The following is a 22890-nucleotide window of genomic DNA, read 5'->3' as shown; positions in this document are numbered from 1 at the left end:
AAGACTCATGGCGCGCGCTAGCATAAGCTACTTGAGCTTCGGGAGGTTCGTGCATTAACGTTCCCATCGAAAAACGCCTTGCGACGGCAATCTCAGGTTCCGCAGGGCACGGCGCAATCGATTCAAGTACTCTTTCGCATCATTTCCACTCTGCAATGATGCATTTAAGTTAAAGTGTTGCGTTGACCGATTGAATCCGCACTGCTTGCCGGCTTAGGAAGGTTTTGTTAGAGATACTTTAGACTCTTAATGCCGACATGAATGCTTTCAGTCTGCCTATAACTGATGTTTCAATTCAACGGGGTTTTCACATGCGCAGCTTAGAAGAAAGAAAAATAATTTATTACCTTCCTTTTTTGGAGACAGCGACAGTCGTTGAATTTTCCAAATTCAAAATCACTCCGTTTTTTGAAAAATCCGAATATGGTGACTTGCGACCAAAAGGGATTTTTGAAGGTAATGGTTCATTGATCGAGGTTAATGGATTCAAAAGTGGGGACTTTTACACAAGAGAGGTGGACAGGCTAACATTCATTGTTCTTGAGAGGTTGAAGTTCGGCTACTTCCTCTATAATCCACCGCACGTCATGAGTCATGGTGGTTATGTCTCCAGTGAAAATTTTGAGTGTTTTAGACTGATTGAGACAAATGAAGATCCCTCGTTTGAACACAAGGTTTATCTTTCAAATGGAATATATAATTTCTCGGAGTCTCTTAAAACTTATTATGAGTCCCGCGTCTCTCTCAAGCACCGGAAAATTTCGGCGAGAAAAGATTTCAATCTCTTCACATACGTTGATTTTCTTTCTGAAAATATAACAGATGAAGACCTATTGACGGCTATGAGGCTCTATAACAGGTGTTGGAGCACATACTCGCTGCACAACAGCCTTGATAAGCCAATATTTGCAAGATCCAGCATTGAGATCCTGGCAAAAAACCAATATGGCGAAAAAAATGGATTAAAAAAATTCATAAGCGAGTTCTTCAACAAATCATTTGCGAAATTGGACGAATTATCCAACTCAGATGAAACGATCAAACGTCTGACAGCGCTTGTAACTCCAAATCGTATTGAATTGGAGAACGTCGTCACAGAGCACCTTGAGCGAATCAAAATGGCACGACACAGCTATGCACACGCTGGTGTTGAGACAGAAGAACTTACCAATATGCCTTTTTACCTTCTATGGTTCCCTCTTTTCTGGATTGTACTTCTTAACTACGAAAAAATGACGCCCGTTGAGGGCATACGGCTAGGCTTGTTTTTCTGTCTATTGAAAGTTAACCCTGAACGTTGGCAACACATCGATTTCAATGTTTTGCCGTCTAACATCAAATACCCGCACATACGCACCTATGCCCATTATTCTCGAATTCTTCCGATTTGGGCGAAAACAAATCCAGAAGAGACTGATATGGTGCTGAAGGCGATACCTAAATGGTTTGACATTTAAGCGAAAATACAGGTGTACTGCTGCCAATAGCGTTCTGAAATGCGGTGGTTTTAAGAGCGCCTGTCGAAACTCCAACTTGCCAGCGGAGCAATACGGGCCGTACACTGAGCATTGCGAACGGCCGAGTTCGGCCACAGACATCGTCGATGACGTAAAACGGACATGCTATTGGTGGCCCATCGAGGCAGGACCGCGCCTGACAGCATCACTAAATTCAAAGGAATGCCATGGATGAGAAGGAGTTGTTGCGCGTTATCGCTTCCTCGAAGATTTTCAAGAGTTGGCACTGGTTTAGTTATCACTTTGGGACTCAATTTAACGGCAGACTACATCCACTGGCTGAATCAGTAGTTTCAGCTTGCCTAATCTGTGAAGCCAAGATGCCTGGTTATGCCTTGCAGTTCATCGAGCGCTTGGCAGGCGTATCGGGAAGGGAGAAGCATATGCCAGATTGGGAGCAGCTTATTCAGCAGCTTGCAGAACTCCATGTAATCTCTCGTGTTGCAAGCTGGTACAGCGAGGGACAAGCTACGTTTGACCTCGAACCTACTTCCCAGGAATCGAAAAAAAACCCCGAAATCCTGTTCTCAACTGCTACACATAACGTTGGTGTTGAGGTGAAGGCCCCAGCAATTTTCAAGCATTGGGAGTCGCGTTCAGGGAACCCCATTCAATTTTCTTCGCGCTTTGCACCAAAAGAAATCATTGAAAAATTGGCAGATGGCCAGTCATCAACGCTGCCGCGCGATAATCCAATTAAGGACTTTTTAATCAGTGCAAATGAAAAATTCTCTGGTTTTGCCTTGGAGGATCCGGGATTCATCGGAATTCTCGTAATATGTTGGGACGACCACATATATGAGCCAATTTCTTCGCTCATCCAGTCGGACTGCGGCCTCTTGACGGAAAACTCATTTTTTAGGGATCAAGATGGACGGCCTCACCGATTCGAAAACATCTCGGGAGTAATTGTAATTCGCCACCTATATCAACTCGTTAGAGCTTGTAGAAGCGAACCTTTAATGGACGGCATTTCTCATCCACTAGATTATGGAAAAGAGGGAGAGTTCCCTTGGAAGGCGTTTTTTCAAAACCCTCACGGAAGAACTGTTCCAAGAGAAATATTGGAGTGTTTCGATGGGCGGGAAATATGTGACGAAATGGGGGCGGAATATCGCCCTCAAGAATTTGTTATGTGGATTTAATGAGCAGATTTTGTGGTAGCCAATCAAAATAATATCTGCTTAAACACTATTACTATAGTGCCCAGGCCAGCTTGCAGGAAATTGCCGATGAGCTGCATCACCGCTGCGCTCTGCGCGTGTGCGCAGCAACGATTCGTCGTGCCCTACGCGCGTTGGGCGTCGTACGGCTCAAGCCACTGCGCCGTACGGTCACGGTGCGAGCCGAGGGCGCCAAACGGTATGGCTATACGGCAGCTCACCGGCGCGAGGCCATCTCGCCATACAGCACGAACCTGACAGATGCCGAATGGGAGCTGGTTGCCGATTTGTTCGAGCGTACACCGGGCCAGCGAGGCACGCCCGTGCATTACAGCCGCCGATATCTCGTCAATGCGTGCTCTTACGTGCTGCGTACAGGCTGCGCATGGCGACTGCTACCCGAGACCCAAGCCTGCGATCAACTCCTCAAGCGCGACCTCGGTACAAAGCAGGATCTCGCTGCGACGAGGAATATGATCGCACGAAACTAAACAAGTAAGTAAAGTGGGCGTCTTACCAGGCACCTTGTATGCGATCTCGTAGCAGCCGGATCCAACGACGAAATCGGGGCTGACCTTGCTATCCCCTGCCCTGCAGAGACTCCTACCGCGCGCAAGAAAAAGTTGACCTCCCCTACCTATCACTGCCGGCGAAGGATGGCATAGCTGGCAGAGGCAACAGCAGAGCGCCTGCTTTTGCGCGCTATAGCGGTACAGTTGGCTACGATAAACTAGCCCGTCATCTGTTTCGTGCGCTCAGCCAGATCGGGGGCTTTGCGCGCTGGCGGTGGAGTTGCGATCTCGGCCGGCGCGACATGGCACCTGACGGTATCAAGCTAAAACAGAAGTTTGCCATGGCCACTTAACCTCTACTTTTAGAGAGCTCTAAAAATGGGGGGATTACCCAATGACGCCCCCCTGACAAATGGGAGGCAAAAAAAACGGCCTAATGGCCGTTTCTTAGTTCTCAGGTATCACACTACACGTTGATGCCCAACCGCCGCAGCGATTCAAGCATGCTCTGTCCCGCCCCTGCCTCTGTCAGTGCCTCGCGAAGTCTTACGGTCGCGGGATCGCTCCTTTTTTTTGCGATCTCCAGCGCTGTCAGCGCATTTTGCCCTGTAACACTCATAGGAATATTTATAATACCGTTCGACACATTAGACAGCCGGGAGAGCGCTTCACGGGCTATATCGACGGCCTGTGGATGAACAGTAGGTAGAGCAGCTATGTGTGCAGAGCCCTTAAACAAAGCTGCTCCTTCGATTTTTCCGTACTTCTGAGCAATATCGGCCGCCGCTTGACGTGCCGCCTCGACAACAGGCGCCTCTTCGGCAAATGGTTTCCGACTTCCAGAATGGATTTTGATGTTAGGAGGTGACATAATGAATTCAGTCTATATCCAAAGCGGTGGTTTCACAAGAAAAAGTGGCACAACCGTACGTAATGTCAGCTGTCGAGATAGGGAGTTATCCGACCGATTGTCCAAAGTATTTTGGTGCTTTTGCTTGGATTGCAAGGTGAGCACAACACCTAGGCTGTCAGCAGGGAGGCCGATCTCTTGTGTCCGCCCCGCACCGTCGCGCCACAATCCAATCGATCTAGCGGGCTTGGCCTCTAGCCAGTTTGACCGATCTACCATCGCCGCACACGTAAACGACAACACCGCCGAACCAGGATCTTCTGCGAGCACTGTCGCGTAACGGCCAGGCCAACGGGTGGACAATTGTGGCCCATCCATCAGCAATGCTACCACTAAGTTAGGCCCCACTGCACGAATGGCCGTCATGGCTGGATCTGTACGCGCGAGATCCTCACATATCAGAGTAGCAAGTGACATGTCTTTACGCAATGTCAGGAAAGGTAATTTACGTTGACTTACATCAATGTCTTCCCACCATTTATCATTCCCAGGATCATCATCGAAATGTAAAGCGTACCGCTCAGTTTGACCCCGATCGAGCCGCCAACGATGGTGTTTATTTTGCTCAGCGATCGTGACATCTCCCCCCTCTTGAAATGCAATCGTGAGCGCTCGGTTGTAGTGGGTACCGTCATCAGACGTATCAAGAACGCCTGTTATAAGAAATTCAATACCAGTATTTCTTAGCGCCTCGGCTAACTCGCCAGCAAGCGCTGTCGTCAAAGCACACTCAGGAAGAATGATACCGTTGGGTTTTTCCCCTGTTTCTACAAACGCTTGATCAATAAGCGGCACGATTAAATCGTCCGCCAATTGCTGACCTGTTAATGACTTCCCTTCTGATTTAAGCCAACGGGTGACCAACTCGAAGTAAGCAGGCACATGATTTTTCCCGAGCGGCGTGCGTGGTGAGCTTCGTTTAAAACTACTCGCATCGATCGTATAGGGAAATGGGATGAGCAAAAGTCGCATGTCATACGGAGCGGTGAGATCAGATCCAACTACAACCACCGATTTTTTACTGGACAGAATCCAAGACGTATCCAGCACTGAACTGGGAGGCAAAAGCGCCAAATAATGGGAAAGACTACGGATAGTACAACCTACCGCCGAGTTGATCGATTTGGGTAAGACTACAGCGAGATCAGGGGAAACCATAACACATAACGATTTAGGAACGTAGGGCAGAGCCAATGCGGGGTTGGCCTTCGTCAGCGCAGCAAAAGCGATGGATGAAAACTGGTGGCCCATTGCATTATCAGGATTCACGTCCCATCCCATGCCGATACATGCTTCATCGGCAACTGCGAACAAGCTCAAGAGTAATTTAACCAAGTTTAAATTCTGTCCAATTCGATCGATTGGTGTCTCTGCATAGACCAACACGACCGCAGCCCACCAATCTTTCACCAAGGCGGGCACTTCACTAACATTGGCATTCCACTCCTTGGCAGTCTCAATGATTAAATCAAGATACTCGGCATGAGCAACAAGTCGCGCGCGGTCAGGACTAGCGAGCGTGTAACAACCAGATCTTTCAATGATTGACCCAACAACTGCGAAGAGATCGATCGGCCAGGTCGGACACTGGTCCCTGTCTATATTCAGTGGATATTCTTGAACCTCCTTCATAGAGTCATAGGCATCGGCCCCCTCAGGTAGAAGGTGCTCAATCAGTTCCATAATCGTCATTCTGTCTCCATAGTGGCAAGCGTCCGCTTGCGCGTAGCCATTACCTTTTCTCTCAAAGATATGACTATAGACTATCAGGTTGTAAGAACAAAACCTACAAAGTGGTAGAAATTCAATACGTCGTAATCAAATCACTGGCCGCGATCACGATCCAATCATTCATCAACAAGGAAATTGTCCGTCTGAATCGGCATGAACTCACTAGACGACTCGCAAGTCGTTTGACATGCGGCTTTTCGTAAGACCCGGAGCAGCTTGTTGTTGAAGCAGTGACGTAAGCGCCCTTACCGCCATTCCGATCCGTAGTCCGTACATGTCTGGCTGGTGTGGTACCGACTACCGTCAGATCCCGCGCGGTGCGAAGTCATCGTCGAAAACGTCCCGTTCGCCCTGGCGGAGCATACCGCCGTTCCACGCCATCTTGTAGTCTAGCTGCCGCCGAAACTCGCCCCATCCTTGATCGAGAATGGCGCGGTTCAGCCCCGACTTTTGGCTGACCTTCTTGCCCGGCTGTTCGACAGTGCCTTTGGCGGACCTGGACATATTCCCTACCTGCAAATCCTCAATGCAGACGAGCACGTGATTTCGGCTGACTGTCGTGGTAATTTTGTGCAGGAAGTCTTTACGGGCATTGGCGATGCGGGTGACCGGGTATTCCTTGCCCGCTCCCCAGGCGATGGTAGTGCGTCCAAAAGGCTGGCAGCATTTGCCCAGTTCCTTGTCGGTGCCCGGGATGGGATATATCAGCTGGGATTCCCAAAAGCCGATGGACAGGCCTATCACCGGATTGACTTTGCACGTGCAGATCGGACTGGGCGGATTGGCGGTGTCTTCCTGGCCGCCCAGGTTGCCCAGGGTGACGCTGCCCAGGGAGATCGGCAGGATGCATGACCAGCAAATATCCGTGATCGGGTTCGGAAAGGCGCCCGTGCAGGTACCGACCTGTTGCGCGACTACCTGCAGATCGCAAAGCGAAACCTGGAATTGTCGACCTACAACTGCTACCAGCAGGTAGCGAAAAACCATCTGTTTCCCCAATGGGAGGACAAGCCAGCCGCTGAACTGACCACACGCGACCTGCGCAAGTGGATCATGGGCCTGAACGGCAAGAGCAAGACCATCCAGCTGATCCTCACCCCGATGCGCAACGCCATCGAACTGGGCGTGACCGAGGGCGACCTGGAATCCAATCCTTTCGACAGCATCAAGCTAGGCAAGCTGCTGCCGCGCGACCAGCGCGTCAGCAAGTTCAAGGCTGACCCATTCAATATCGATGAGATGGAACTCATCCTGAAAGCCTGCGAGCGCGATGAAGAGCGCAACATGCTGCAGTTTGCCTTCTGCACCGGCATGCGCCCATCCGAATACATCGCACTGCAATGGCCGGCCGTGGACGAGCTGAACCACCAAGTCAGCGTGGCCGGGGCGTTCGTCGATGGAGAAATGAAGGACCGCGCCAAGACGCTGAGCGGCCTGCGCACGATCGATATGCGCTGCGGCGCGCTAGCCGCGCTGCAGGCACAGTACGCGCTGACGGGCGCTGGCGCCGGAACGGTATTACTGCACCCGCGCTGCGGCAAGCCGTGGCAGGGAGACAAACCCATCTACAACTGCTGGAAACGCATCATCAAGGCCAGCGGCGTGCGCTTTCGCAACCCCTACCAGACACGCCACACCTTCGCCTCCAACCTGCTCATGCTCGGCGCGCTGCCGCTGTATGTCGCCACGCAAATGGGCCATGCGGACACGACCATGATCGTGCGCACCTACGGCAAGTGGATTGTCGCAGGCCTGGACCATGGACGCAGGGAACGACTACTGCGCCTGTACGCGCAGACGAACCCGCAGCGGGCGGATGAATTCCCGAAATACAATTAAATATAGCTGGATATGACAACGGCCGCAGGAAGCGGCCGTATCGTTTTGGGCTGGACAATGGACGAAAAAGCCATTGCCCCAAGTTTGCCCCAAGTTCGTATTTAGACAAGATTGGAAATCCTAAGTCATTGAATACAAACGAAAATTTTGGTGGGAAGTGCAAGTTTCGAACTTGCGACCCCTGCAGTGTGAATGCCATTGAGAGCACGATTTTGCAGGGTTCTCATAGGGGGAATTTCTTAGTGGCAGGCATGAAACGCCATTAAATTGCACCAAATTACACAGGAATTTACACAGGCCCAGCCAGCTGCCCAAGGTTTTCTCACATAGTTGGCATCGACAGCTTTGCCCTCGCCGCCCGCTACAGCGCGCCCGTCAGCTATCACCACCAGAGCGAGAACTCACAGCGCAATTACGGTGGCGGGACGGCCGGGTTCCTGTAGCGTACGGCCAATGCAAACCGCCAGGCCAAAACAACAGGCGGCAGCCCGGTCCTTCGCCATGCCGCCCTTGATAGGCATCAATAGGCCTTTTGGTGTGCGGCGCGAAATCGTTATTTGATGTCGCACCACACCCGATAGCTCAGGCGAGCGGAGACCTCAGGCAGCAGATCTCCGCACCGACGGCACGGCTAGGCGAAGAAATTCCAGTCCTGCACCGCCACCTTGTGCCCGTTCATTTCCTCGGCGGCGATCATGTTCTGCGCCACCAATTCCAGGCTCATGCCCTGCGCCATCTTGTCGCTCCAGTACGTCAATCCACCAGCATCGCTGTGGCGACTGAAGATCCCTTGGTACAGCAGTTCCAGATCATGCGCGCTATTACCGTTAAAAGGCGTGGACTGCAAGAGGTGGCTCTCTGACGCGCTGATCATGTCGAGCGCAATCTTGCCCATGCTGACGCCATTCTTTTCCGCCGTGGCCCAGTACTCGATGCCCAAGTAGTCGGCCTGGCGCCCCATGATATCCTGGTACAGGCCGGCAATCGACGTCAGCACCCCTCGATTTTCCACGGCCACCGTGGTATCGCTGAACTTCAGGTTCTCCGCGTTCAATACCAGCGCGTGCTGCGTCGGCTGCGTCTTGGCGGTCACAATCAGATAGCCTTCATGGGCCTCCACCGTGTAGTCGGAACTAGCGCCGCTGAAAGCCACAGTATCGCTGCCCAGTCCACCGTGCAGGATAGTGGTCGTGTCAGCGCCGGCAGCAGCCCGCGCGGCCACTCCCGTGGCACCGGCCGGTGCGGCCGACGGCGAATTGAACAGCAGGGTATCGTTGCCGCCGCCCGAGAATACTGCGCCGCCACTGGCTGAAGAAACCGTGAATTGCTGGCTGGCGGCGTCGCCCGCCAAAACCTGCCCGCTGGTATTGGCGACCACGTTGGCGGCACCGACGATGGCGGCGAAATCCACAGCGTTTAGCACCAGCGAGCTGCCGGCGGCCAGATGGCTGGCGTCGATGACCAACGCCGTGTGTTGCGCGTCGGTGCTGGTGCCTGTCAGCGTCAGCGCGCCGCTCGGCGCCGTCGGCGTACTGGTCGGCACAATGGTCTGTACCAGCAGCGGCACGCTGGCGGCCAACTGGTTCAAAAACGCCAGGCCGTTGCCGGTCAGATGCCCCTGATCGCTGGCGGCATGGCCAGATGTGGCCGCCAGGATGGCTTGAAGCAGATGCTCGATCGAACTGCCGGCCGGTTGACTGGCTCCGCCGCTGGCCGTCAAGCCGAAGCCGGGGGACAGCTGCGCCAGCAGCAGGTTATTGACACCCGCCGTTACCAGTGGAATGTCGGCGACGCTGGCATTGCCGGTCGATTCGCTGCGGTCGGTGCTGACGATCGGAATCGTGGTTTGGGTACCTGTGCCGCCGCCCGGCAAGGCAACCGGCTGCTGCGTCACGTCCACGCCATCGATCGAGGTAACGGGTGTCGTCGGCAGCGACGGCGTTGGCAAGGCCTTGATCGTCAGCGCCAGCGATGCACTGGCCGACGACTCGTTGCCGGCCAGGTCGACCTGCCTGGCGCTCAGGGTATGCACGCCAACCGCCAACGTACTGCTCGTGATGCTCCAGTTACCCGCGCCATCGGCGACGGCCGTGCCCAACACCGTCGTGCCGTCGGTATCGTACAGTTTGACGGTGGCGTTGGCCTCCGCGCTGCCCTTGATGACAGGTGCGGTGATATCGGTGATGTTGTCGCCCACGGTGCCGCTGTCGCTGGCGACTGCCAGCACAGGAACGGACGGCGCGGATGGCGCCTGCGTATCGATGGTCAGCGCCAGGCCGGCGCTGATGGACGAAACGTTGCCTGCCAGGTCGACCTGCTTCACGCTCAGCGTATGACTGCCGTCGCTCAGGGGAGAAGAAACGAGGCTCCAGGCACCGCTGGCATCGGCCGTCGCAATACCCAGCACGGTCGTGCCGTCGGTATCGTACAGCGTCACACTGGCATGGGCTTCGGCCGTGCCTGTGATGGTCGGCGTGGCATACTTGGTGATGCCGTCACCCAGCACGCCACCATCGCTGGCAACGGCCAGCGTGGGTGCAGCCGGCGCTGCGGCGCTGGTGTCGATCACCACCACCAATGCACCGCTGGCGCCCGAGGTGTTACCGGCGGCGTCGGTCTGCTTGGCCGTCAGCGTATGGCTGCCGTCGGTCAGCGTGCTGCTGGTGATGCTCCAGTTGCCGGAGCCGTCGGCGGTGGTCGAGCCCAGCAAGGTGGTGCCGTTGGTGTCGTACAGCTCGACGGTGGCGTTGGCCTCTGCGGTGCCGGTGAATTCAGGCATGGCATTGCTGGTGATGCCGTCGGTGTTGGAAGTGCCTGTGTCGGCGCCGGCCGTCATCACCGGAGTGGACGGCGCGGAGGCCGTGTGGTCCAGCCTGAAGATCTGGCCCGCCGCGTAGCCGCCGACAATAGCGACCGACGAGCCGTTCTGGATGCCGGTGCCGCTACTGTTCAGGTCCAGCCGCAGCGTGCCGTCGCCGCTGACGCCATCGACGGTGACGGTGTAGGTGCTGCCACTGCCGACGACCCCCCTGATGGTGCCGGCGGCGTTGCCGGTGGCGGTCAGCGTGAAGTCGCCGGTGTCGACGCCGGTGACCGACTGGTCGAAGGTGACAGTGTAGTTCACCGAGGTGGCGACGCTCGGCACGGTGAGCGAGGCCCCTGCGGTGCGCTCGATGGCGGTGACGCTGGGGGCGTTGACCACTTGGATGGCGAAAATCTGGTACGCGCCATTGCCGGAAGCGTCGGTGGCCTTCATGTAGATATGGTAAGTGCCGGCGGCCAGGCTCTGCGCCGCCACAAGTGATGTGCCGGAGACGGTGAATTTGCCGTTGTCGGCGTCGGTGGTGCCGTTGCCGACCGCGAAGCCGTAGGTGATGGCGGTGGCATCGGTGGCCGACAGCGTGGCGATGGTGGCGCCGTTGGTGGCGTTGGACATCGCCACCGAAGTCGTACTCAGCGCCATGCCGACGGGGCCGATGGTGTCGAGCGTCAAGGAAAAGCCGCTGGAGGCGGCGCTGCTGTTGCCGGCAACATCCGTGGCCCTGACGCTCAGGTTGTGCACGCCGTCAGCCAGTGCGCTACTGGTGATGCTCCATACGCCACCGGTGGCCACGCTGGTACCTAGTACGGTGCTGCCGTCGCTGTCGTACAAGGCGACGGTGCTGCCGCTTTCGGCCGTGCCGCTGATGACGGGCGTGGTCACGTGCGTGATGTGGTCCGAATTCGATACGCCACTGTCGCTGGCGGGGTTGAGCGTCGGCGTGGCCGGCGCACCCGGAGCGGTAGTGTCGAGCATGATCGACAACGGGGGCGATGCGGCGCTGGTATTGCCGGCGCCATCGACGGCCTTGGCCGTCAGGGTATGCACACCCTGGCCCAGCGTGCTGCTGGTGATGCTCCAGTTGCCGGAACCATCGGCGGTGCTGCTGCCCAGCAAGGTGGTGCCGTTGGTGTCGTATAGCTGGACGGTGGCATTAGCGGCGGCGGTGCCAGTCACCGTCGGCGTTGTGTCATTGGTGATGCCGTCGCCCAATATGCCGCTGTCGCTGCCGCTGGAGAGCGCCGGCGTCGGCGGTGCGGACGGGCCGGGACGGACGCCGGAGACGGTGGTCATATCACTAAAATCGGGCGCATCAGCGCCGTCCTCGCCTTGGATGGCATTGACTTCGTTGCCGAAGCTCGGATCGAAGTATGAGAAATCGACGATGTCGCCGGCGATGAGCGGCGGAGCGTCGAAGGTCAAGGTGACGGTCTTGGCGACACTATCGACTTTCACGCCTGCCACCGAAACCAAGGTGTAATTGATAAACACGTTGAAGGCCTCGATTGGCGGCGGATGCGCGGCATCGAGCGCCACATCAAAATACATCGTGAAAAATTGCTCGCCGATATAGGCTTTAAAATTAGAGAAAAGGGGCTGGGACATGTTTTTCTTTGTGTTTTAGATAATACCTTCAGGCTACTGGAGCTGAAGCTCATTGTCAATAAATGATAGCCGTAGGCAACACAGGGCGATTGCATGAAGCTACTGACTCATGCCATTCCGATTCACAAACGCCTGGCATGCCCACCCCGTCGCAGCCATTTCCTCCGTCTGCAGGATTGAGGCTTGAATATCTCGAGCCACTGCGTCAGGAGGTAACCCACCGTTGGGATCGGCCGCAACGCCGGCAGCGGTGCCACCGGAGCCGGTCTAATATCCCCGTGCAAGTCTTCCGGTCGACGTTCCGCGACTGGTGCTTGGAATCGGTTGCAAACTCTTTCCCGCGCGAGGTGTGCGAAAATGCGCTGGCGCACAGCTTGCCTGACAAGGTGAAGGCAGCGTATCGCAGGGACGACTTGCTGGAAAAACTCAGCCTGCTGATGCAGGTCTGGTCGAACTACTGTAGCGCTCCCCAAGCCCCTGTTAGCGTAACTCCACGAGGCAGTGGCATCGAAATTCACGTAGAGGCCAATAAGCATGCCAGGTTTTACTGCGCCATCACCTTCGGCAGTTCCGTCCAGTTCGTGGTGTAACGAGGCGTGCGGTTTTCCGACAACATTGTCAAGCCCCTGACTAGGTCAGCAGAGCCGAGATGCACAGTATCCCGTCCGAAACGATCGTTCAGCGCAGCCATGGCGTGTACTGATTGCGAACGGTCTGGATCCGTATCAAGCGTGAGCGAAATCATTCCTAATGAGCAACTAAATCCAGATGCAAGGATTGCTGTCGTCCATCATAATCTGCGAACGCTCCCGCACTCCTATCAAATTTGAAAAGCAAAGTTACCAATTAAAGGACAACAGAGCTTCTCTCGACGCGAGCCCCCTGGCAAGAAGTCGCACAACAGACCTGATTTCTCCCAGATTCTTTCGCTTTATACAATGCTTTGTCGGCGGCCTCAACCAACTCAACAGGCTGGTTTTCTAAATAAATCGGAGAAAAAGCCTCGATGCCAATGCTGACCGTCACAACACCGATCGGGTTTCCAGTATGTTCAAGTCCCATAGATTGAATGGCACTACGAATGCTCTCAGCAACCTCCAAGGTGCCGAGACGGTCCGTTCCGGGCAACAGCACGGCCATCTCCTCGCCACCATAACGAGCAGCAACATCACCGGGCCGGCGCATGCAATAGGACACCACCTTGCCGATTTTTCTAAGACATTCATCACCAGCAACATGGCCGTAGATGTCGTTGTATTGTTTAAAAAAATCGACATCTATCATGGCCAAGCCGATAGAAGTTTCACCGCGCTGCGCACGACTAAACTCACAAAATAACGACTCATCGAAGTGCCGCCGATTACCTAGGCCTGTTAAGCCGTCCTGGCTGGCAAGACGGGCCAAGGTTTCATTGATTTGCTCCAATTCTTTGCTGGCCTCCAAGAGCTTTCCTTCGGCCCTTGATCGAAAATCTATTTGTTTCACCATACGATAGCCAAGGAATCCAATAACTAGTGCCAAAACTCCTCCCACCACACTTTGCAAATACGACTCAGCCCGCCAACTAGCCAAAACCTCATCTTGGGACAATGCGGCGGAGACGACCAAGGGGTATTCTTCTACTCTCCTATAGCTATTGATACGTGTAACCCCATCCAATTTTGATTTTATTAATGCGGTGCCTACAGGGGCCTTCGATAAGTGGTCTTTGAATAGCGGAAATTTCGATATGTCTTGTCCAAGCATTTTTTCTTCAAATGGCCTTCTTAGCAAAAGTGTTCCACTCCCATTTGCAATGAAAATTGCACCTCGATCCCCTATAGAAAATCTATCATAAAACGATCTAAAGTAGTTCATATTAATTGTAGCAAGAACAACCCCTCCAAAATTGCCATCGGAAAGATTAAAACGACGCGACACCGTAATAATCCAGTCCCCTGTCGACTTACTCCGTATAGGGGGGCCTATGTAAGGGCTGCGGTCGCTGTTATTTTGATGGTACTTAAAATACTCTCGATCGGAATTATTCAAATTCTTCAGCAATATTTTCTGAGAATTGACCAGCCAGCTTCCATCTTTTGCATAGACGAAAATCCCTTGCAATTGGGGTAATTCACCTACACGCAAAACCAGCAAGTTATGAATTCGCGACAGTTCAATGGCCGAGAGTCCGTCATTTTCTAAACGTTCCACCAATCCAACCAATGCGGTATCAGTCTCTTTGATCGTGTCGTAGGCATGTTGTGCCACGGACTGCGCCAGATTAGCGCTTGCCAGACCTGCCTCGCTTATTTGCACCTCTCTTGCACGCCATATTGTCCATAGCTGGGTTGCAAGAAGTGCCAGACAAACCACGACGACAAATGTAATCGCCAATGGAAATAAGGAAAAGCGCTTAAAGCTTGTCCCCATCAGACGCTGCAGCAGCTGGTTTGAAGCACTCATCGAACATCTCCGGGTTTTAATTGTGTAAAGTGTGCACCGAATACACCCGAAAATACTCACGAATCGTAACAAATAAGATGTGAAAAAGTTAAAAAACAACACTGCCTCGCCACACTCATAAATGAATGCCCAGCGGTTCCGGCTTCTGTTGAAATTGAGTTACGGCCCCAATCCGGCCAAAAATAGGAGAGCGTTTGGCGCACCACCTCGAGGTGGGCCAAAATGAGGATTTTTCTTAGCTCCATAGCAACGTCATTCTTCGGGACGTGAAGAAGCCGCCTCATGGGCGGCTTATGCGGTGACTGCGGGCGCAAGGGTTAGGCGCTGCGGAAGGACGGCATACAAGCTACCGTGTCCGTGCTCGCGTTGTAGGTCTGACAGCTAGCTTGTGGTCGGTACAATGGGGCGCCATGCCGAACATGGCCGGCGCCACTTCTAGTTCACCGGGCGCCTCCTGCGAACCTCGCAGGATCGGCGCCATATAGCCGGGCCATGCCTCTGGCGGCAAATCGAGTTGAGCTGATCGAACATCGAACAGAGCTTCGATCTGCTCTTTACGGCGAGAGGTGTGGTCAGCACACATGCCACTACTACAAGGGTTTTATAGAAAAGTTCGATTGCGCAATGATTGCAAAACTATACTTTCCCTGGCCAAAGTTGGAGCTAAAATCTACCTCTGCGAATCTATTCACTGTAATCCGACTTGAAGTAGAAGCCCATGGAGACCAATCGAAAAATGCAACATGGTGAATACGAGTACCAGATACTCAGCTACAGAAAGGCGAACGGAATGTATCAGGGGATGATACTGCTTCGTGCTCATGCAGGCATCCAGTACTCTCCGATTATTGAAATCCCGACGCCTAGTGTATTCAAAACGGAACGAGGGGCAACGATTGAGGCTTCGGCAATCGCATGCCAACTTATAGAAACTGGCGCTATCGCTGCTCTTGTGCCAGAGGATGGCAAAACCAGTTCTTGGCCGGTGGAGTCTGCGTTCTTTCTATAGCGCAAGTGAAAACGCATGAACGGGCGCTGCGATAATCAGCGCTCTGTTTTTTCATCTGGCGGAATGCAGCCCGCAATTACCGCCTCCAATTCCCCTTCGTACTTCCGGCCGCGCGGCCAGTCTCGCGCCAGCGCCAGGACGATCTCGCCATCCGTTGCCATCGGCGTCAGCCTGTCAAATTCGTAGGCCGGCCGCTTCGGCACCACCTTTACACATGGTGTAAAGACGGGAACTTCGACCCTCTGCGGCATCATTGGCGCGCTGCTGCAGCCGGCCAGCAGCAATACAAGCATCCATTTCATCGCACGCCCTCCAGCAGCATCCTGACGGCCGGCATGGCCTCGTCGCAGGTATTGGCGCGCGCGCCAGCGATCTGCACTAGGGCGGCGTCATACTTCTTTCCCCTGGCAGCGGCTGCCACCTGTGCTGCAGCGCCGCGCTCCTGCGCCGCCAGGGTTGCCTTGGCCATGCCATCGATGGCGAGGTTTTGCTCGGTGATCGAGCTGTGCATCTGCGCGCTAACGCCTTGCTCCAGCACCAACGCAGCGCGCGCGGCGTCACGGTCGCCAGCGGCCAGCCACCAGCCGGTGCCGGTGGAGCTGGCCACCAGCAGCAGCGCTGCGGCGAGCACGACGGCTGCCGCCTTCCAGATCCCGCTGACGGCGCCGGCAGCCAGCGTGCCAAGGGCGCTCATACGATGCCCGTCACGTAGCTGACGCCGCCGCCGACAAACTTTGCCGTCAGCACCTGGCGCCGCGGCGCGCCGGCCGACAGCGCGATGTGCACCCACGTGCCCTCGTAGATCAGTTGGTCGTAGATAATGCCGCTTTGCCGGATCAGCAGGGCCAGCGCTTTCGGTGCCAGCTTGTTGGTGCAGATGTCGGCGGCCAGGCCCAGCACGTGGGCGCTGCTGGCTGCGCCGCCCACGGCACGGTTCAGCGCCGGCGAGCGGTAGCCACTGGAAACGGTGATCGGGCCGCCGACCAGCGCGCGCACCTGTTCGAGCAGCGCGGCCAGGCGCGTGAGGTTGGCGATGATGGCCGGGCCCGGCGCGTTGTCGATGCCCTTGCGGGTAGCCACTTGCGAGGCGACCAGCTCGGCCAGGCTGAAGTGTTCGGTTAATTTCATGGCACAGCCCTCCGATTTTTAGCAAACCAGCCGACCATGACCACGCCCGCCATACCTGCATTCAGTAGCACCTCGCCAGTTGGCGGCTGCGTGTAGCCGTACAACGGGCCGGTCAGCACGGCAACGGCGCCCACGCCCAACAGCACGTAGAACAAGCGGTACAGATGGTTGCTGCGGCGGTGCATGCGATTGAGCACGCACAGAGAGTGGGCCAGCAGAACGATGCCGGCCAGCCAGTTCAGGGTGAGCATGCTCATTGTGCGCCTCCACGTTTTTTGAGCCAGCCCAAGGCCAGCGGTACGATGGTTTGCGCCGAGACGCCAGCGGCGAATGCGCAGAACCAGCGCACAGCATCGGCCGATTTCGCCGTCCAAGGGAAGTACTCCAGTGCGCCAGCATGCGCGATGGGGCCGACATAGCCGGCCACCAGGGCGCTGGTCATGACGGAAATGACCATTTTCAGGCGGCTGGTCTGGTCGACCATCGACAGCGCGACTAGGCCGCCAGCCAGGCCGACAAGCAGCACGTCGTATTCCAGCCCGAGAATCGAGCCTGTCAAGGTCACGGTGCCAAGGGCGAGTGCGCCGCCGGCGGCGGTAATTGTTGCGGGTTCAGTCATGGATGCCTTTCAGGCGGTGGAAATGCAAAAACCCGCAGAAGCGGGTTGTTTGGGGAGGAATGTCTACAACAGCTACGTGCCAGCAGAATCGCGGCAATGATGCGGGTCCAGCCAGTCGAGCCAGCGGCATAGGACGCAACCCCAGCGCCTAGCGTGTACACGAACCCCACTTACTCAAAATGACTAATAATTGCATGGCGGGAATTACTCAATTTGAGTAACTCCCGCCGAGAGCGTGTGTAAAAACACGAGGCCATGCCCCATCGCCAAGCAGGTTTGTTGCCCTGCACGGGCGTGGCGGTAGGCCAGCGTAATGAAGAACTCCCAGGAAAGGCCCAATCCTCGTGTTTTCACACACGCACTGCCGCTGGCCAGCTAAGCTACTCAAAATGACTAATTTTTTGCCCTGGCGCAGTGTTCGGAGGAATTACCGCAGTAGAAAAGACAAAGGGCACTCCGAGGAGTGCCCTGTTCACAGAGTCAGCAGGCTGGGGTTCCAGAAGCAACGGAACGTAAAACCGGGTTGGCGTGTGTGAAAACACGAAGCTGAGTGCGAGTAGTTGCTTTACTAGTGACTGACACCCGTGGAACGAGCATTATGTGGGTGGCAAGAGCCAGTACCGTTTATTTATCGGAGACTTTATGAACAATGACCAGCCTCAGGGTATCAGGCAAGACCCTTCCACCAATCGCCTGGCGCTTGCCGTGCGTGACATGCAGGACGCCTTGCGCTATTTAGATGCCCACGACGAACTGGATCGGCTGCAGCAAGATCGCGGCACCAGTGAGTTTTTTGACCATTGTGAGGGGTTGCTCATTGCGGCCATTGTGGCTTACTGCCGCCCTTATAAGTACAGTCAATCAAAGGGAGACGCTGATCGTTGCATCGTCGCCAGTAAGATCGACGCGTTGGCAAACCGCATGCCGCTTCACGACCTGGTGATGTTCAAGCGCGATAAATTCATCGCGCACGCGGATTGGGTAGCCCGGCCGACCAAAATCGTCAACGTGTGCGGGCGCATCGTTGACCGACATACACCGGTGCCTATTGTGCGAGAAGGCCTGGGCGACCTGGCCGAATTTCGCACCCTAATAACCGAGGTGGCCACGGAGTGCGCCAAGACCGGCTACATCGCAGACCTGCTGGCCAACTTCGATTGTCCGGCAGCGGCAGCGGCGGGCGAGGGCTGATACTCTCGGCGCGCGCCCGGTTGTCGCGGCTGCTGAGCGTTTCGGTTTCGACACCATTGGCGGCGGCATTGCCCGCCCGGTCCAGCGCCACGGCGATGCGCAGCGCTTTGGCCGGATTCGACAGAATCGACCAGAGCATGCGCAGCAGCGTGAGCACGGCCGCGCCAATGCAGGCCAGCCAGACGGCCAGGAGGCTGAGGCGCTTCACAGCGTGTCCGCGTGGATGAACAGCGCGTCGAGATCCAGATCCAGGGCGGCCCCTATCAGCACCACCAGCGGGTGCCACCGCTCGTAGTCCTGCGCATCATCCCATTCGATCTGCGCCAGGCGCCGCTTTGTCTCGTCCTCGATGGCAGCGATAACTAGCGGCACCTGGTCAAGTTTGCCTGCCAGCAGCAGCGCCAGGCGGCCCTTCCGGCGGCTGACTTTTTGCGGCACTCGTGCCCGATTCTCATCCTGCGTTTCCACGCGCACCGTCCAGGTCATCGTCCACACGCCCCCGACCATCTCCACGGCGCCGCATTCGGCTATCTGCCCGGGAGCGACGGTAGGCGCGCTGCCTCCCAACGTCACGATGCCGTGATATTCGAGCATGTCGTCGGTGATCGCGTCTGGGAACAGAACGTTTGTCAGGACGCGACGAATAGCGCTGTGGTCTGTAAAAATAGTGCTTGTTGCTGGCTGATAAAACATGGTCTTCCTTACTCGTCTGCTGTTCTTGTTGATGGATACGAGCGGCCAGGACCCCAAATGACTCGACCGGCCCCGCCAGAGGACGGGCCTACGCTAGCGTAGTTCATGGTTACCGGGCTGCCTGCACCGCCTGAAGCCCCACCATATGTGCCTCCCACGCCGCTAGTGTTATACGCGCCGCTATAGGTAGCGCTGGAGCCTGCCGCCCCGCCTGATCCGCCAGTGCCGCCCGAAACGTCGTTACCGACTCCGCTCACACCCTCCCCAAGCAGCCCAACACCACCGCCGCCACTGGCCCCTGCGCCCTGCCCGCCCCATCCGCCACCACCACCGCCCCCCCCACTACCATTGGTGGCGTAGGTACTCGGTGCTGATGCCCCTTTCCCGCCATCGCCAGAATAACCCCCAGCACCGCCACCACCCCCGCCACGTGGTCCATTCTGATGGCTCCCTAGTATGCCGCCAGGTCCGCCATTTCCGCCGCCTACTACGCCTCCGTACGGGCCTGGACCAAATGGGGTTGAATCAGTCCGATTGCCTCCTGCGGCGACCAAGAGATTTAACGTACCGCGCTTTAGGAATGAGCTCTCACCAGAGATACCTGGTGCTCCATCTGCGCCTTTTTCAGCGGCATCACATCCAGCTCATCGATCAGCGCGTGGCCGATCTTGAAGCCGACGATGGTTTCCGGCTTCTCCATCGAGCGGCAAATGACCGTGCCGCGATAGCGCCGGCCCTCATATACCTCGACTTCGTGGTCGCCCTGCTTCACCTTGATGCGCAGGCCCATCGCATAGGCCACCTCCTCCATCGTGGGATAGAAGATGTCGCGGATTTGCGGATAGGTCGGCGCGAAGTAGCCCTGGTTGATGCCCGGCCACTCCCAAAAGTGGGCGCAGATTCCGGCGCAGCCCACAAACGTTTTGCCCGAGCCGAACCCGGCCACGTAGGCCTTGAACTTGTGCGGCAGCTGCAGGAAGCTCGATTGCGGGACGTTCAGGTCAAACTGGATTGTCGTCATGGCGCTTGGCGTCTTTCACGCCGAAGGTGATGGCGACAGGTGTGGGCGCCTGGTCGGTCGGCTCGGCCTTGCCCTTGTTCACGTAGATGTCGCCCACTTCCTTGGCGGCCTGCTCGTAGAGGCTGGCCACCAGCGGCAAGTTGCGCATGTTCTCGGCCTTCTGCGCCAGGCGGCCCAGGCCACGCAAGCGAAACGCCTTGCTGGCGATCGGGATTTCCTCGGCCGTGGCGCGAAACTTGGCCCGGGTATCTTCGAAGATCACCCTCCACTTCTGGCTGAGGTTGCGGCCGACGAAAGTGTTCGGGTCATACAGCGACACCTGCTGGCGCGGCACGTCGAGGCCAAATTCTTCCTTTACTGCAATCGAAACCTGCGTCGGCGAGTCGAAACAGGCCAGCGCGTTGACGATGTACAGCTTCACCTCGTCCTTGAGTGCGGCCATGTTTTAGTTTCCTGTAAAGCAACGTAAAGCCTACGCGGCCTTCAGCAGACACGTTCCGCACGCCCTCGCTATGTTGATTTTCGCCACTTCTGGCGCTGTCTTTGCTGCGTCAATGATCCGTTGCACGTCCTCGCTGGCGCCGTAGCGCCGGACCACGCCGACGAACTCTTCGACGTCATGTGCGCGCATGCACAGCTTCGGCAGTCCGTACTTGTTGAAGGCCGGCGCACCGAAGTCATCCATCTCCTGGGCGATGTGATAAAGCTCGTGCTCGAGCAGCGCGCAGAATTCGGCGTCGCTGCAGGTCAGGCAATACGGGGCGTCCAAGGTGATGAGGAAATCTGGTACCGCGCCGAACCAGTCGGCCATCTGCTGTTGCTGGCGGCCCTTCTGCCACGGTCCACAGCGGAACGTCACTTCTTCGCACTGGCCCAGCACGGTGCGGCCGGCCTTCACGAACCCTACTGGCGCCCACAGGAACTGCACGTCGGCATATTCCAGGTGGGCGTGGTCTTCGTTGTAGAGCGCGCCGCCTTCGGTGAGGATGGTTGCGCGCGCCCACTTGAGTACCTCGGGCGCGGACACGTACCGATTGTTCAACGGGTCGGCGAATTCGGGCGGCGGCATCGGGCGCGTCGACGTGGGCACTGCGGAATTGTGGCTTTTCTTCATCCCGACCTACTAGATGTAGTGTTTGACAGTAATTCTGGCGGTCTCAGCCCGGTGATTTTTGACACTTTCGTCCGCCACCTACTATATGTAGTGTCTCAAGTGCTTTCGACGCTCAAGATGACAGGTGGCATCGTCGCGCCAAGCACCCACAGCGCGATGGCCCCGCCAGCATCCAGCACGGCCAGCTCCTCGACGCTCGGGCGCCAGTACGACACGACTGCCAGCAGATCACCAACGTGCGTGTGGGTGATTGGCAGCGCGCTGCAGGGCAACTCGCCTTGGTCCCAGCCCGCTGGTGCACCGAGAACGCCGTTGTTCGAAGGGTGCTGAATTTTATTCATAAAATATTTGTACGAAGCATGATCGAAATCAACGCCTGGATATTTCAACGACGTACGATTTCTATTTTGCGAAAAGAAATTTATGAACTCGCGCACCCACCACAAAGGCACACCCACCGCCCCATTGAGCTCTCGGCCTGACGCGGCGGCTGAGGAAATAATTAATACTGCCGTGCGCATGGTGATGGACGTCGGCTTGGCCGCTGCAGAGGAATATCTGCGCGGTCAAGGCGTGAGCAAGAGAACTGCCTTGCGAGTGCTGAGCCATAATTCGCTGGTACGTCGAAAGCAACGCTAGAACATTTCTGTCTGCATATCACCGCCCGCCCCCAGCAGGCGCCGCAGTGCATCGCGGCTGGAGTCCTCTGGGGCATTGCTACGTCGGTGACTGCGCCCGTTTCTTCAAGCTCTGCCACTGGAGCGCGCTGGCAGGTCGCAAGTTCTCTATCGGAATTTGGTTGAACTGGTGCCGTGCGCCTGGCGCTGCGCGATGTCCGGCTGCATGCCGAGGATCTGGAGGTAGATGGTCAGCCAGCGGCAGTAGTCGTCGGTGGTCATGCGCTCTCGCCCACCAGCCGCCAACCAGTGACTATGCCGCCGGTCGCGTACTTCTTGCTATAGTCGATGCCGCCGCGCCGGGCATGTTTCATCATCGCCTGGTGCGCAGCCTCTGTGCGCTCACGCATCCAGGAATCGAAGCCGATCACTTCGGAGGGGTGCGGCTTGGCATCGTCCAGCTTCGTGCGAGGGACCAGCTCATATTCAGCCAGCACCGTGTCGACGCCGTCAGCGTCTTCCGGGTAGTACTCGCACTTCACTGTGACTATCTCGCCCACCGCACAGCGCAGCTCGAACGAAACGCAGTGTTTCGGCAGGCCGAGCAGCGCGATCAGTTGCGGGCCCAGCGTGTGGACAGTCATCAGGCCACTCATGCTGTCACCGCATGCAGCGCCGGCTTGGCCATGGCCCACAACCATGGCCAGGCCAGCAGCACGAGTGCGACGATGGCGCCGCCAATCAGCGCGCCCGCCAGAACCAGGGTGATGATCATCCCGCGGAAGTCGATATCAAACATGCGGCACCTCAAATAAAAAGCCGCTGGCACAGATGCGGACAGCGGCGAAAGCCTGGCGTTGGCCGGGCGGGCGTAGAGGGGTTGGTCTTTCATCTTGCGCCCCAAATGAAAAAGTCACCTTACTGGTCTAAGTTGCCAAAACCTCAAACCACGGAT

Annotated in this window: 23 protein-coding genes and 2 pseudogenes; 6 read left to right on the top strand and 19 right to left on the bottom strand. The window is 56.4% G+C overall.

What is annotated here, in order from left to right:
* Window positions 1–311 precede the first annotated feature (311 nt).
* The 3 genes from ACQ4WZ_RS07170 to ACQ4WZ_RS07160 all read left to right on the top strand — a co-directional run bounded on the left by ACQ4WZ_RS07170 (window position 312) and on the right by ACQ4WZ_RS07160 (window position 3171).
* Window positions 312–1457, top strand: coding sequence for a class-II aminoacyl-tRNA synthetase family protein (locus ACQ4WZ_RS07170; RefSeq protein ID WP_436572952.1), 1146 nt, complete (start codon window positions 312–314; stop codon window positions 1455–1457).
* A 227-nt stretch (window positions 1458–1684) separates the two neighbouring features.
* The gene (locus tag ACQ4WZ_RS07165; RefSeq protein WP_436572951.1) at window positions 1685–2662 is read left to right on the top strand and encodes a hypothetical protein; all 978 of its coding nucleotides are present in this window, start codon (window positions 1685–1687) and stop codon (window positions 2660–2662) included.
* Window positions 2663–2733: 71 nt separating this feature from the next.
* Window positions 2734–3171 (top strand): transposase, encoded by a 438-nt coding sequence (locus ACQ4WZ_RS07160; RefSeq protein ID WP_436572950.1) that lies wholly within the window; start codon window positions 2734–2736, stop codon window positions 3169–3171.
* Between the two features lie 487 nt (window positions 3172–3658).
* On the opposite strand, the gene ACQ4WZ_RS07155 is transcribed toward ACQ4WZ_RS07160, so the two are convergent.
* The 4 genes and pseudogenes from ACQ4WZ_RS07155 to ACQ4WZ_RS07140 all read right to left on the bottom strand — a co-directional run.
* Window positions 3659–4063 carry a hypothetical protein gene (locus ACQ4WZ_RS07155; protein WP_436572949.1) on the bottom strand — a complete coding sequence of 135 codons (405 nt, stop codon included), beginning with the start codon at window positions 4061–4063 and terminating at the stop codon, window positions 3659–3661.
* A gap of 12 nt (window positions 4064–4075) precedes the next feature.
* Window positions 4076–5794, bottom strand: coding sequence for a hypothetical protein (locus ACQ4WZ_RS07150; protein WP_436572948.1), 1719 nt, complete (start codon window positions 5792–5794; stop codon window positions 4076–4078).
* Between the two features lie 396 nt (window positions 5795–6190).
* A pseudogene (locus ACQ4WZ_RS07145) lies at window positions 6191–6439 on the bottom strand (transposase); the annotation flags it as partial.
* Window positions 6440–6598: 159 nt separating this feature from the next.
* Window positions 6599–6820, bottom strand: a pseudogene (locus ACQ4WZ_RS07140) (TraU family protein); the annotation flags it as partial.
* Between ACQ4WZ_RS07140 and ACQ4WZ_RS07135 the strand changes: the two are divergent.
* Window positions 6779–7672 (top strand): tyrosine-type recombinase/integrase, encoded by an 894-nt coding sequence (locus tag ACQ4WZ_RS07135; protein WP_436572947.1) that lies wholly within the window; start codon window positions 6779–6781, stop codon window positions 7670–7672. The pseudogene ACQ4WZ_RS07140 and the gene ACQ4WZ_RS07135 overlap by 42 nt on opposite strands.
* Window positions 7673–8303: 631 nt before the next feature.
* Here ACQ4WZ_RS07135 and ACQ4WZ_RS07130 read toward each other — a convergent pair.
* Complete coding sequence (locus tag ACQ4WZ_RS07130; RefSeq protein WP_436572946.1) at window positions 8304–12098, bottom strand: Ig-like domain-containing protein; 3795 nt, start codon at window positions 12096–12098, stop codon at window positions 8304–8306.
* 314 nt (window positions 12099–12412) lie between these two features.
* Here ACQ4WZ_RS07130 and ACQ4WZ_RS07125 point away from each other — a divergent pair, with 314 nt between their 5' ends.
* Window positions 12413–12688, top strand: coding sequence for a hypothetical protein (locus ACQ4WZ_RS07125; protein WP_436573902.1), 276 nt, complete (start codon window positions 12413–12415; stop codon window positions 12686–12688).
* Here ACQ4WZ_RS07125 and ACQ4WZ_RS07120 read toward each other — a convergent pair.
* The 7 genes from ACQ4WZ_RS07120 to ACQ4WZ_RS07090 all read right to left on the bottom strand — a co-directional run bounded on the left by ACQ4WZ_RS07120 (window position 12643) and on the right by ACQ4WZ_RS07090 (window position 17299).
* On the bottom strand, window positions 12643–12789 hold the full coding sequence (locus ACQ4WZ_RS07120; protein WP_436572945.1) for a DUF4113 domain-containing protein: 147 nt from the start codon (window positions 12787–12789) through the stop codon (window positions 12643–12645). The genes ACQ4WZ_RS07125 and ACQ4WZ_RS07120 overlap by 46 nt on opposite strands.
* A gap of 155 nt (window positions 12790–12944) precedes the next feature.
* Window positions 12945–14543, bottom strand: coding sequence for a sensor domain-containing diguanylate cyclase (locus ACQ4WZ_RS07115; protein ID WP_436572944.1), 1599 nt, complete (start codon window positions 14541–14543; stop codon window positions 12945–12947).
* Window positions 14544–15587: 1044 nt separating this feature from the next.
* On the bottom strand, window positions 15588–15854 hold the full coding sequence (locus ACQ4WZ_RS07110; protein ID WP_436572943.1) for a hypothetical protein: 267 nt from the start codon (window positions 15852–15854) through the stop codon (window positions 15588–15590).
* Entirely contained in the window at window positions 15851–16246 is a 396-nt protein-coding gene (locus ACQ4WZ_RS07105) for a hypothetical protein (RefSeq protein ID WP_436572942.1), read from the bottom strand. The genes ACQ4WZ_RS07110 and ACQ4WZ_RS07105 overlap by 4 nt, the downstream gene beginning before the upstream one ends.
* Window positions 16243–16680 carry a D-Ala-D-Ala carboxypeptidase family metallohydrolase gene (locus ACQ4WZ_RS07100; RefSeq protein WP_436572941.1) on the bottom strand — a complete coding sequence of 146 codons (438 nt, stop codon included), beginning with the start codon at window positions 16678–16680 and terminating at the stop codon, window positions 16243–16245. Before ACQ4WZ_RS07100 ends, ACQ4WZ_RS07105 begins: the two co-directional genes overlap by 4 nt.
* Window positions 16677–16937 carry a hypothetical protein gene (locus tag ACQ4WZ_RS07095; RefSeq protein ID WP_436572940.1) on the bottom strand — a complete coding sequence of 87 codons (261 nt, stop codon included), beginning with the start codon at window positions 16935–16937 and terminating at the stop codon, window positions 16677–16679. The genes ACQ4WZ_RS07100 and ACQ4WZ_RS07095 overlap by 4 nt, the downstream gene beginning before the upstream one ends.
* Window positions 16934–17299 (bottom strand): putative holin, encoded by a 366-nt coding sequence (locus ACQ4WZ_RS07090; RefSeq protein ID WP_101480978.1) that lies wholly within the window; start codon window positions 17297–17299, stop codon window positions 16934–16936. The genes ACQ4WZ_RS07095 and ACQ4WZ_RS07090 overlap by 4 nt, the downstream gene beginning before the upstream one ends.
* 642 nt (window positions 17300–17941) lie before the next feature.
* On the opposite strand from ACQ4WZ_RS07090, the gene ACQ4WZ_RS07085 reads away from it, so the two are divergent.
* Complete coding sequence (locus tag ACQ4WZ_RS07085) at window positions 17942–18490, top strand: hypothetical protein (RefSeq protein WP_436572939.1); 549 nt, start codon at window positions 17942–17944, stop codon at window positions 18488–18490.
* 204 nt (window positions 18491–18694) lie between these two features.
* On the opposite strand, the gene ACQ4WZ_RS07080 is transcribed toward ACQ4WZ_RS07085, so the two are convergent.
* The 7 genes from ACQ4WZ_RS07080 to ACQ4WZ_RS07050 all read right to left on the bottom strand — a co-directional run bounded on the left by ACQ4WZ_RS07080 (window position 18695) and on the right by ACQ4WZ_RS07050 (window position 22734).
* Entirely contained in the window at window positions 18695–19183 is a 489-nt protein-coding gene (locus tag ACQ4WZ_RS07080) for a hypothetical protein (RefSeq protein WP_101480976.1), read from the bottom strand.
* A 574-nt stretch (window positions 19184–19757) separates the two neighbouring features.
* Window positions 19758–20204, bottom strand: coding sequence for a terminase large subunit domain-containing protein (locus tag ACQ4WZ_RS07075; RefSeq protein WP_436572938.1), 447 nt, complete (start codon window positions 20202–20204; stop codon window positions 19758–19760).
* Window positions 20185–20646 carry a DUF2280 domain-containing protein gene (locus ACQ4WZ_RS07070; RefSeq protein WP_101480957.1) on the bottom strand — a complete coding sequence of 154 codons (462 nt, stop codon included), beginning with the start codon at window positions 20644–20646 and terminating at the stop codon, window positions 20185–20187. The genes ACQ4WZ_RS07075 and ACQ4WZ_RS07070 overlap by 20 nt, the downstream gene beginning before the upstream one ends.
* A 30-nt stretch (window positions 20647–20676) precedes the next feature.
* The gene (locus ACQ4WZ_RS07065) at window positions 20677–21318 is read right to left on the bottom strand and encodes a putative metallopeptidase (protein ID WP_436572937.1); all 642 of its coding nucleotides are present in this window, start codon (window positions 21316–21318) and stop codon (window positions 20677–20679) included.
* Between the two features lie 95 nt (window positions 21319–21413).
* A complete protein-coding gene (locus ACQ4WZ_RS07060; protein WP_257560978.1) occupies window positions 21414–21839 on the bottom strand; it encodes a hypothetical protein in 426 nt (141 codons plus the stop codon).
* 374 nt (window positions 21840–22213) lie between these two features.
* Entirely contained in the window at window positions 22214–22579 is a 366-nt protein-coding gene (locus ACQ4WZ_RS07055; protein WP_436572936.1) for a hypothetical protein, read from the bottom strand.
* 8 nt (window positions 22580–22587) lie between these two features.
* On the bottom strand, window positions 22588–22734 hold the full coding sequence (locus ACQ4WZ_RS07050; protein ID WP_436572935.1) for a hypothetical protein: 147 nt from the start codon (window positions 22732–22734) through the stop codon (window positions 22588–22590).
* Between the last annotated feature and the right edge of the window lie 156 nt (window positions 22735–22890).

The organism is Janthinobacterium darwini (genome assembly GCF_051380905.1).
In the GTDB taxonomy this organism is placed as follows: domain Bacteria; phylum Pseudomonadota; class Gammaproteobacteria; order Burkholderiales; family Burkholderiaceae_D; genus Janthinobacterium.
The sequence above is the reverse complement of the archived record's forward strand: the minus strand, read 5'-3'. Positions and strand labels throughout refer to the sequence as shown.